Genomic DNA, 8948 nt, shown 5'->3' on the forward strand with positions numbered 1-8948 from the left:
GATAAAGATGGATGTAGATGGGAATTTCGAAAGAAAATTAAGGAGATTTCAAAAGCTCAAAAACTTTCAAAATTAAACGAAAAGAATGTTTGAAGGTTTTAGGAAATTTGATTTTCAGAGCGCACTTGTGAAATGTTTCTTAAGTTTTTTAGAAAATCCTTTGTTGAAGCAGTGTTTAGGAGAACTTTTATGAAGGTAAAAAATATTCTATCGAGTATCGCGGTTGCTGCCACTCTTATCGGTGGTGGAATGTCTTTGTCTACTGCGCATGTTTATGCAGACAATGCAGCTCTTCCAGCACCTGTAATTGGTGTTGTTGATATTCAAAAGATTTTGGCTGATTTGCCTGTTACAAAGGAAATTCAAAAGCAGCTTGAGAATTTGAGAAAAAGCTTTGCAACGGAAGTTGGCAAGTATGAAGCTGAACTTAGAAAAGCTGATACAAGCCTTGCAGAAGCTCAGAAGAAATTATCTGAAGCTGAATTTGCAAAGAAACGTACAGCTTTTGAAAATCGTATTGGTGAAGTGCAAAAAATCGTAGAAGGCAGAAAAGCTCAGCTTGATAAAGCTTTTGCAGGTGCTATGGAAAAAGTAAATGCTAAAGTTATGGAAGCCATTTCTCAAGTTGCAAAAGCTAAAGGCTTGAACCTTGTTCTTTTCCCAATGAGCGTTGCTTATTCTGCAGAGAATTTGGATGTCAGCAAAGAAGTTTCTGAAATTGTTAAGAAAACCTTAACAAATGTTAAGATTGAAATGTCTGACAAGTAAATCAGACTTTATTTGAAGAAATAAAGGACCAAGAGCTTTTAGACACGCGAAAGCCTTGGTCCTTTTTTCATCGAACCTAAGAGACCGTGAGAAGGAAAGATGGCAGATTCTCGTTTTTATAAAAATAAGGGACCTTTTTCTCTTGAACGTATCCTAGAGATTTCTGGCGTTCGTCTGAATGAAGACCAATCTCCTCCCCATGATTTATGGATTAAAGATGTGGGGGTTCTTGATACGGCCCAAGAAGGTGAGATCAGCTTTTGCCTTGATAAATATCGTCAAGATTTAAGCCATACAAAAACGTCTTTGTGTTTTGTAAGAGAGTCTTTAAAAGAAAATATTCCTCCAACCGTGTTTCCTCTCTACACGGAGGCTCCTTTGCGTGCTTTTGCTGAAGTGGCGGCGGCATTTTATCCAGACAGTCGTGTTTTGCCCACGCTCGGTGCTGAATACTCTATAAAATCCCAGGCGTGTTTTATTCATCCAACAGCTCAAATTGGAAAGAATGTTATCTTGGAGCCTGGCGTTGTGATTCATGAGGGGGCAGAGATTTCCGACCATGTTCAGATTGGATCTCAAACGATTATTGGACCTCACGTTGTTGTTGGAGAAGGAACGCGGATTGCGCCTCATGTCAGTCTCTTTTTTGCCCTGATTGGAAAGCGTGTCATTATCGGCCCAGGAACACGGATTGGCCAAGAAGGCTTTGGATTCGTAACGGATGAGAAAGGTTTTATTGCGCTTCCACATTTAGGACGTGTCATTTTGGAAGATGGTGTTGAAATCGGAGCTAATTGTACAATCGATCGTGGGTCACTCAAAGATACATTCATTGGAGCTCAAACGCGCATTGATAATCTTGTCCAAATTGCTCATAACGTTACGCTTGGCCGCGGATGTATTATTGTGGCTCAAGTCGGAATTGCAGGAAGTACGGTCCTTGGAGATTATGTTGCAGCAGGCGGGCAAGCTGGATTTGCAGATCATCTTAAGATAGGATCAAGAGCGCGCATTGCGGCTCAAAGTGGCTTAATGCGGGATGTTGCAGAGGGTGAAACAGTCGCCGGAACGCCCGCCGTTGCAATCTTGAACTGGCATAAGCAAAATGCCACTTTAAGTCGTCTCATTCGAAATCCCTCCCTTCGCAAAGAGAAAACATCCCAGTAAGTTAATTATAGGGCTGTTTTTTTTCTTAAATCAGTTCTCATCCTCGTCTGATTGTACGGAAAGGCGCGGTCCTTTTGAAAGAAGAGTTTGACCTTCAAAATCATCCTCTTTGGAGCTCTCTTTTTTATTTAACCCTTTAGAGCTCGTTTGACAGAGGTTTTCACATCCATTACTGAGTGCTTTACAGCAATTTATGCCGCCAATACAGACGATTGCGCTTCCAATCGCGCCTGCATACATGTATCCGATTGCAATAGCCCAGGAAGCGCAATAACCAGGATTGGCAGGCGCTTTCATAGGGGTCGCTGATAACATAAGAGAAACAAAGCATAACAGAGAGGAAAATTTTTTGATTTTTTTCATAAGAGAAACTTCTTAAGTTGGTTGTGATAATTTATTATGGGAAAACGATCCCTTTTTTAAGAATATAACATTGGTATTTTTAAAATGTCAACCCACACCTCTTTGGGAGTCATCTTCATGCATATGAGAGGGGCCTTTGGGAGGATTGTGAATAATATGTTCGTCCTTTGTGCGATGAGGAGAGGGATTTTTCTTAACAAGAGGTCGACCTTCATCTTCATCATCTTGATGTTGCCCACAACATTTTTTGTAAAACTCCGGAGATATATGAAGATATACGCCCAGTCCCCAAATTGTTGCACCTAAGGTAACAATAACGGATCCTATCCCAATCATCGCAGCATCAATGGCATAAGATTTGAGGGGAAAAGAGAGAAGAAGCGTGAGAATAAGAAAGGACTTAGAGGACAAGGAAAGGAATTTTTTAAGAAAGTTCATGAGGCCTTTTTTCTCCATATATTTTTAATTGAACGGTGTAAGAACATAAATGTCTTGAAAAGTGGCATCGATAAGCTTGTTATTTTTTTCGTAATCTTTAAGGCTTTATCTTTTAATATCATTGGCTTTATTGTTAAAAAAGTCAATTTTAATATGAAAAAACATAAGTCAAGGTAATCAGAGATGTTTCTCTTTTTTTAAAAAGAAAATAATCTATAACAGAAAGTCATAAGCTTAAAAATAAGAGGAACTCAGCATTTTAACAAGAATCTTACAAGCCTTTTCAAAAAGAGCTTTCTTCCATAAACAGGATCTTATTAAAAAGAAAAAAACATTCTTAAAAAATCTTATAAATTTAGGATAGAAAAATACCTTAAAATGGTTGTATAAGAGAATATATGATTTCTACTCTTTAAGTGTAGATGGCTTAAAAGTTATAACCTTTTAAATTTAGTCGCGAGAATTTCATGACAGCTTCTTCTCTCAATATTCAAGCCCATAAAGAATCTTCGGAAAATAATAACAGTCAAAATGTTCCTGAGACGATTGATATTATTCGTATTCGTGAAATGATTCCGCACCGTTATCCGATGTTGCTTATTGATAAGCTCGTCAATGTTATTCCAAATGAAAGTGGTGTGGGCATTAAGAATGTCACCTTAAACGAATGGTATTTCCAAGGTCATTTTCCGGAAAGTCCGATTATGCCAGGTGTTCTTATCATTGAGGCAATGGCACAAACGGCGGCTGTTCTTGTTATGCGCACCATGGGAAAAGAATGTGAAGGAAAACTTGTCTATTTTATGTCGGTCGAAAATGCCCGTTTTAGGAAGCCTGTTGTTCCAGGAGACACGTTGCATCTTCATGTCATAAAGCAGCGTCAACGTTCTAACGTGTGGCGATTTGAGGGAAAAGCGCTTGTCGATAATACCCCTGTTGCAGAAGCTATTTTTACCGCAATGTTGATGGATTCTTAAATAATGTCTCAACCCTCAAAAACGATGTCTTTGGGCATTCACCCCACAGCCCTTATTGAAGAAGGCGCTCAATTGGGTAAAAATGTTTCTATTGGGGCTTTTTGTAGTGTTTCAAAAGAAGCCATATTAGAAGATAATGTTGTTCTTCATTCAAATGTTGTCATTCAAGGAAGAACCCATCTTGGTAAGAATGTTGAAGTTTTTCCTTTTGCTGTTTTGGGGGGGGCTCCGCAATCTTTAAGATTGACCTATGAAAAGTCAAAACACCAAATAATCATTGGAGAGAACACAATTCTTCGAGAACATGTCACCATTCATCCTGGGACAGCTCAAGGGGGCGGAGAAACGCGGATTGGACATCATTGTTTTTTGATGGTTGCAACGCATGTTGCGCATGATTGTAAGCTTGGAAATCATGTCATTATGGCAAACAATGCGACATTGGGAGGACATGTAACCGTTGGAGATTATGCCAATATTGGTGGGCTTTCAGCTGTTCACCAATATGTTCGTATTGGGAGACATGCTATGATTGGTGGAATGTCGGGTGTTGAGAATGATGTTATCCCTTATGGATCTGTGATGGGAGACCGTGCACGCCTTTCAGGACTCAATGTTATTGGACTTAAAAGGCGTGGTTTTTCAAGAGAAAGTATTCATAGTCTGAGAAATGCCTATCGTCTTCTTTTTGCACAAGAAGGTACAATGGCAGAGCGTATTTTAGATGTTGCGACATTGTTTAAAGACCATGAAATTGTCATGGAAATTCTCTCTTTTATGCAGTCTCAAACAGATCGCGCACTTTGTTTACCTAAAAGTGCGTCTTAGGGGAAAAAATGTTTCCAAAACTTGGTCTTATTGCTGGTGGTGGTGATCTTCCCCTTCAGGTGATCGAGCAGTGTCTTAAAATCGGTCGGCCGATTTTTGGAATTGGGTTTGAAGGACAAACGGCGTCAGATCTTTTTCAAGGAAAAATTCCCCACTTCTGGTGTAGGCTCGGTGCTCTTGGGAAAATGCTTCAAGCACTTCGTTCTGAAAATGTTCAGGAGGTCGTGCTCATTGGGTCCATCCAGAGACCTTCTTTTAAAGAGTTAAGGCCGGATTTTTATACCGCGAAATTAATGACACGCCTTGGAATGAAGGCCCTTGGAGATGATGCGCTTCTCTCTTTCTTGGTCCAAGAGCTTGAAAACGAAGGATTTTCTGTTAAGCGGATTGAAGAAATTCTCCCGGCTGAAAATATTCTTCTTCCTAGAGGACCTTTGGGAAAAAACACTATTCCTTCTTTTCTTTTAGAAGATATGGCTCTTGGGATTAAGGTTGCGCGCCTTTTAGGATCTGCAGATGTGGGGCAATCTGTCATTATTGATCAAGGTCTAGTTTTAGGAGTGGAAGCCATTGAAGGCACTGATGCTCTGATCAAACGATGTGGAGATCTTAAAAAAGAACGCTTTGAGAGGGGAATGCCAAGTGGGCTTCTTGTGAAACTTTGTAAGCCTCAACAAGATGAAAAAGTAGATCTTCCCACGCTTGGTCTTAAAACATTAGAAAACCTCCGAGCGCAAGGCTTTTTAGGGGTTGTTGCTGAAGCCTCTAAAACACTTTTAATTCATCAAAAAGTTTGCCAAGAATTTGCGGATAAAGCAGGCCTTTTTGTTTTTGGATGGGAGGAAGAAAAATAACAGATTTACCCCCACGCTCCCATTCTTCTCAATCTCCTTTATTTTGCATTATTGCGGGAGAGCCTTCTGGAGATCTTTTGGGCTGTTCGCTTATGCGATCTTTGAAGCAGATTTTTAAAGACCCCCAATTTGTGGGCGTAGGCGGGCCTTTAATGTGTGCTGAGGGCATGAAAAGCTTGTTTCCCATGGAAGATTTAACAATTATTGGGGTTCTTGAGGTGTTACCTCAGGCTTTAAATGTCTTAAAACGTGTAAAAGAAGTGGCCCAATATGTATTTGAAGAACAACCTCAAGCTCTTATTACAATTGATGCGCCTGCTTTTAGCTTTAGAGTAGGACGTGCCCTTCGAAAATTAGAAAAGGCTCAAAAAACACATCCGCTTCCCCATATTCATTATGGCGCGCCAACAGTTTGGGCTTGGCGACCAAAGCGGGCCAAAAAAATATCAAAATTTTTAACGCATCTGTTAACCCTCTTTGACTTTGAGCCGCCTTATTTCTTAAAAGAAGGGCTTCCTGCAACTTTTGTGGGACATCCTATCCTTGAGGGAGGATATGCAGAAGGAAAGGGCGAAAGACTTCGCAAGGCCTTTAAAATTCCAAGTGACCTCCCCTTGATTTGTGCATTGCCGGGAAGCCGAACAGGAGAAGTTTTAACACACCTCCCTATATTTTTAGAGACCTTTCAAAAACTTTCCCATAGAATTCCAAAATTTGGGATTGTGCTGCCGACGCTTTCTTTTTTAAAGCCCCAGATTGAAAAAATTCTTCAAAAACATCCTGTCAGTTTTCCCATTTGGGTGATTGAAGGAGAAAATACAAAAAAAGATGCTTTTGCTGCTTCTAAAATTGCTCTTGGCGCATCTGGAACCGTTGCTTTAGAACTGGCAGCAGCAAATCTTCCGATGGTGATTACATATAAAACAAGTTGGTTCACAGCTTTTATTGTGCGCCGTATGATTAAAATACCCTATGTTTCCATGCCCAATATTATTTTAAAAAAAGCCGTTGTTCCTGAGTTAATTCAAGAAGCCTGCCAGCCAAATACATTATGCGAGGCTTTGGAAGCTCTTTATAAGAGCAAAAAATTACAGGCAGATCAAAAGCGTTCTTTTAAGCTTGTACGTCAAGCTCTCTCGCCAGCTTCTCAAAAAAATCCAAGTCTTGTTGCGGCAGAAACGATCCGTATATGTTTAGAAAGAGATTTAAATCTATAAATTCGGAAAGCAAGATAAAAAATATATATTTACTTGCTTGAAAAAAAGAATTTCGCAATTATTTTAAAGTAAAGACTTATTCAGTTTATTCTTAATTTAAAAAAGGCTTTTTCATGCACTTTATTTTAAAGTTTTTATGTTTTTTATTTCTTTTAGGAAACGCCCCTTTGTTCGGGCTTGAACCAGAAAAGTTGAGCTTTCTAGATGAAAAAGAAGAGCTCAGCTTTTTACGTTCACAAACCCCCTGTAAATTTAGAAATGAAGATTTATTTTTTTCAGAAGACGAAGAATTTCATCCTATTTTTGAAACAGAAGAGTTGAGCTTTATAGGTGGAAAAGAAAATCTCAGCTTTTTACGTTTACAAACCCCCTGTAAATTTAGAAATGAAGATTTATTTTTTTCAAATGACGAAGAAGATCACCCTATTTTAGCCTCTCCTATAGTTGACGATAAATCATTTGAACTCATAGATATTGATTCAGCACAAAAGAATTTAAAAATTGGTCTTTGGCTTAATAGAACACCTCAGGTATATCTTCATTTTTTTTGGACGGCGGGCCATAGGCCTCACATGCTTTCAAAAGATCATCCAAAAAAGAGAATTCTGATTGGGGGAGAAAAGTATAGATCAATTTTCTTTTCTAGAGTGGATCTATTCTTAAGTCAGACTCCTCAAAAAGTAAGTGTTGTTATGACATGTGATCCTTGGACATATAGCTCTAATGAGGAGAAATTTAGAGCCCTTCAAAGTCAATTTAATGATAGGTTTTCAGTTCAATTTGTAGAAGAAGTTGTTAAAACACTAAAAAGAGAACATTTTGCGTATCATAAGATGTTAGAAACGATCTTTAACAATGCGTGTTTTGGAAACCCTGTCATTGCAAGTGATGTTTATCGACTTCTTTTAAATACGTTACATAAAGATGCGCCAGATGGGAGTATTTTAGCTTATTCAGATGAAGACCGCTTTTGTGAAGAAATGAATTGTTCTGAAGATTGGGAAGAGAGAGAGTACTTTAGGGATCTTTTTGATGGCATGAGTGTTGGCTGTAGTTCTGGCGGGAATGATTTTATAAAATTTATTAAAGGGCCTGAAGGAAAAGAAAAGAGTCGCGTGATTCTACAAAAATTAAAAGCTCATTTTGAGAAAAAACCAGTAACCATTGTTCATCATTTTCCAATCCTTTTTAGAATTTCTGAAGAGTTCGAAAAAGCTGAAATATCTAAATACAGAGATATGGTTTGGCAATTTTATTTGGGCTATGTTCAAGAGCATCATTTTTATGCCCGGGAAGTTATACAAGAGACAGGTCCAGGCTTTGTTTTAGAAAGCTGTGAAAGGGAAGTTCCTCAAACATTTGGCAAATGCAGAGTTATAAACGGCTTAAGTTGGTATGATAAAGAATCATGTTTGCCAGATAATTTTATTCTTTGGTTCACACCAAATTCTATTTTACGTGAGGAAGTAAGAGAGCTTGAAAAGAACCCTATGGTTAGCAATAATACCTCTAATGAGCTCCAACAAGAAGGACGTCCTTTTCTGATTTTACTTGAAGAAGATATTTTGAGCTGGAAGGGATTTGTTCCGATAGACCCAAAAGTCTATAATGCTGAAGTAAGAATGGAAGAGGTCTTAGGAGAAGAACTTAAGTCTCTTAAATCAAAGATTTCTGAGAGATACGCAGTTTTAAGGAGTCTTTTTTCTGATCTCGATTTTTTGAAGAAATTAGGAAATCACCCTTTTTACTTACATTTAGAAACATTTTTGCGCAACGATGCTCTTGATTTTTGTCAACAGCTTTGTTTTCCAGAACTCGTTTGTCTTTATTATCGCTATGACCAAAATCTTTCAGAAAATGAGAGGTTATCAAAAGAAGAGTGGGCTAAAGCAATGTTTTATCAGACTCAAGCTGATCACTTTGGAATTTTTTATCATATCAAACGTGTTTTTAAGACAATAGGGGTGGATATTAAAGTATCGGCGGAAGAGATTCAGGATATGATAAAAGATCTTTAGAAAAGGGGCCGCCATCTTTTATTATTTTTTGATAATTTTTTCTCAGCGCTTTTGGAGATTAAAGAATTAAGACCTTCCGTTCAATCTTATCTCTTTGTACTCTATATAAAATTGCTTGATGTTTTTAAGGGTGTCCATTCCAAATCTTAGATCCATACTGTTTTGTCAGGTGTTTAGAGACTCCTTTGATCAGGTGCTTTCCATAAGGAAAGTGAAGAAACATAAGAGGTTCTTTTTGAGAGTATTCTTAAGAAAACCCTTCTAAAGATTTCATTTGAGATTGATTTCAGGTATGATAGAAAGAAAAAGGTGCTTTAA

Annotated in this window: 9 protein-coding genes; 7 read left to right on the forward strand and 2 right to left on the reverse strand. The window is 38.2% G+C overall.

Going from position 1 to position 8948, the window contains the following annotated elements; genetic code table 11:
• The first annotated feature begins 189 nt into the window (after positions 1-189).
• The gene (locus tag JSS34_03635; protein MBS0185428.1) at positions 190-768 is read left to right on the forward strand and encodes an OmpH family outer membrane protein; all 579 of its coding nucleotides are present in this window, start codon (positions 190-192) and stop codon (positions 766-768) included.
• Between the two features lie 99 nt (positions 769-867).
• Positions 868-1935, forward strand: coding sequence for a UDP-3-O-(3-hydroxymyristoyl)glucosamine N-acyltransferase (gene lpxD, locus JSS34_03640; GenBank protein ID MBS0185429.1), 1068 nt, complete (start codon positions 868-870; stop codon positions 1933-1935).
• Between the two features lie 30 nt (positions 1936-1965).
• Here lpxD and JSS34_03645 read toward each other — a convergent pair whose 3' ends face one another.
• On the reverse strand, positions 1966-2298 hold the full coding sequence (locus JSS34_03645) for a hypothetical protein (protein MBS0185430.1): 333 nt from the start codon (positions 2296-2298) through the stop codon (positions 1966-1968).
• Between the two features lie 87 nt (positions 2299-2385).
• Positions 2386-2709, reverse strand: coding sequence for a hypothetical protein (locus JSS34_03650; protein ID MBS0185431.1), 324 nt, complete (start codon positions 2707-2709; stop codon positions 2386-2388).
• Positions 2710-3203: 494 nt separating this feature from the next.
• On the opposite strand from JSS34_03650, the gene fabZ reads away from it, so the two are divergent.
• The 5 genes from fabZ to JSS34_03675 all read left to right on the forward strand — a co-directional run bounded on the left by fabZ (position 3204) and on the right by JSS34_03675 (position 8630).
• Positions 3204-3713: a 3-hydroxyacyl-ACP dehydratase FabZ gene (gene fabZ, locus JSS34_03655; GenBank protein ID MBS0185432.1), complete on the forward strand. Its 510-nt coding sequence runs from the start codon at positions 3204-3206 to the stop codon at positions 3711-3713.
• Between the two features lie 24 nt (positions 3714-3737).
• Positions 3738-4541: an acyl-ACP--UDP-N-acetylglucosamine O-acyltransferase gene (gene lpxA, locus JSS34_03660; protein ID MBS0185433.1), complete on the forward strand. Its 804-nt coding sequence runs from the start codon at positions 3738-3740 to the stop codon at positions 4539-4541.
• Between the two features lie 8 nt (positions 4542-4549).
• The gene (lpxI, locus tag JSS34_03665) at positions 4550-5395 is read left to right on the forward strand and encodes a UDP-2,3-diacylglucosamine diphosphatase LpxI (GenBank protein ID MBS0185434.1); all 846 of its coding nucleotides are present in this window, start codon (positions 4550-4552) and stop codon (positions 5393-5395) included.
• Positions 5377-6612, forward strand: a complete 1236-nt coding sequence (gene lpxB, locus JSS34_03670; protein ID MBS0185435.1) for a lipid-A-disaccharide synthase — start codon at positions 5377-5379, stop codon at positions 6610-6612. Before lpxI ends, lpxB begins: the two co-directional genes overlap by 19 nt.
• A gap of 113 nt (positions 6613-6725) precedes the next feature.
• Complete coding sequence (locus tag JSS34_03675) at positions 6726-8630, forward strand: hypothetical protein (protein MBS0185436.1); 1905 nt, start codon at positions 6726-6728, stop codon at positions 8628-8630.
• The last annotated feature ends 318 nt before the right edge of the window (positions 8631-8948 follow it).

The organism is Pseudomonadota bacterium, assembly GCA_018242545.1.
Lineage (GTDB): Bacteria > Pseudomonadota > Alphaproteobacteria > 16-39-46 > 16-39-46 > 16-39-46.

What these genes read in the sequence shown, in the direction of transcription:
- JSS34_03635 (MBS0185428.1), top strand. Translation starts at nt 190, where the DNA reads ATGAAGGTAAAAAATATTCTATCGAGTATCGCGGTTGCTGCCACTCTT.
- lpxD (MBS0185429.1), top strand. Translation starts at nt 868, where the DNA reads ATGGCAGATTCTCGTTTTTATAAAAATAAGGGACCTTTTTCTCTTGAA.
- JSS34_03645 (MBS0185430.1), bottom strand. Translation starts at nt 2,298, where the DNA reads ATGAAAAAAATCAAAAAATTTTCCTCTCTGTTATGCTTTGTTTCTCTT.
- fabZ (MBS0185432.1), top strand. Translation starts at nt 3,204, where the DNA reads ATGACAGCTTCTTCTCTCAATATTCAAGCCCATAAAGAATCTTCGGAA.
- lpxA (MBS0185433.1), top strand. Translation starts at nt 3,738, where the DNA reads ATGTCTTTGGGCATTCACCCCACAGCCCTTATTGAAGAAGGCGCTCAA.
- lpxI (MBS0185434.1), top strand. Translation starts at nt 4,550, where the DNA reads ATGTTTCCAAAACTTGGTCTTATTGCTGGTGGTGGTGATCTTCCCCTT.
- lpxB (MBS0185435.1), top strand. Translation starts at nt 5,377, where the DNA reads ATGGGAGGAAGAAAAATAACAGATTTACCCCCACGCTCCCATTCTTCT.
- JSS34_03675 (MBS0185436.1), top strand. Translation starts at nt 6,726, where the DNA reads ATGCACTTTATTTTAAAGTTTTTATGTTTTTTATTTCTTTTAGGAAAC.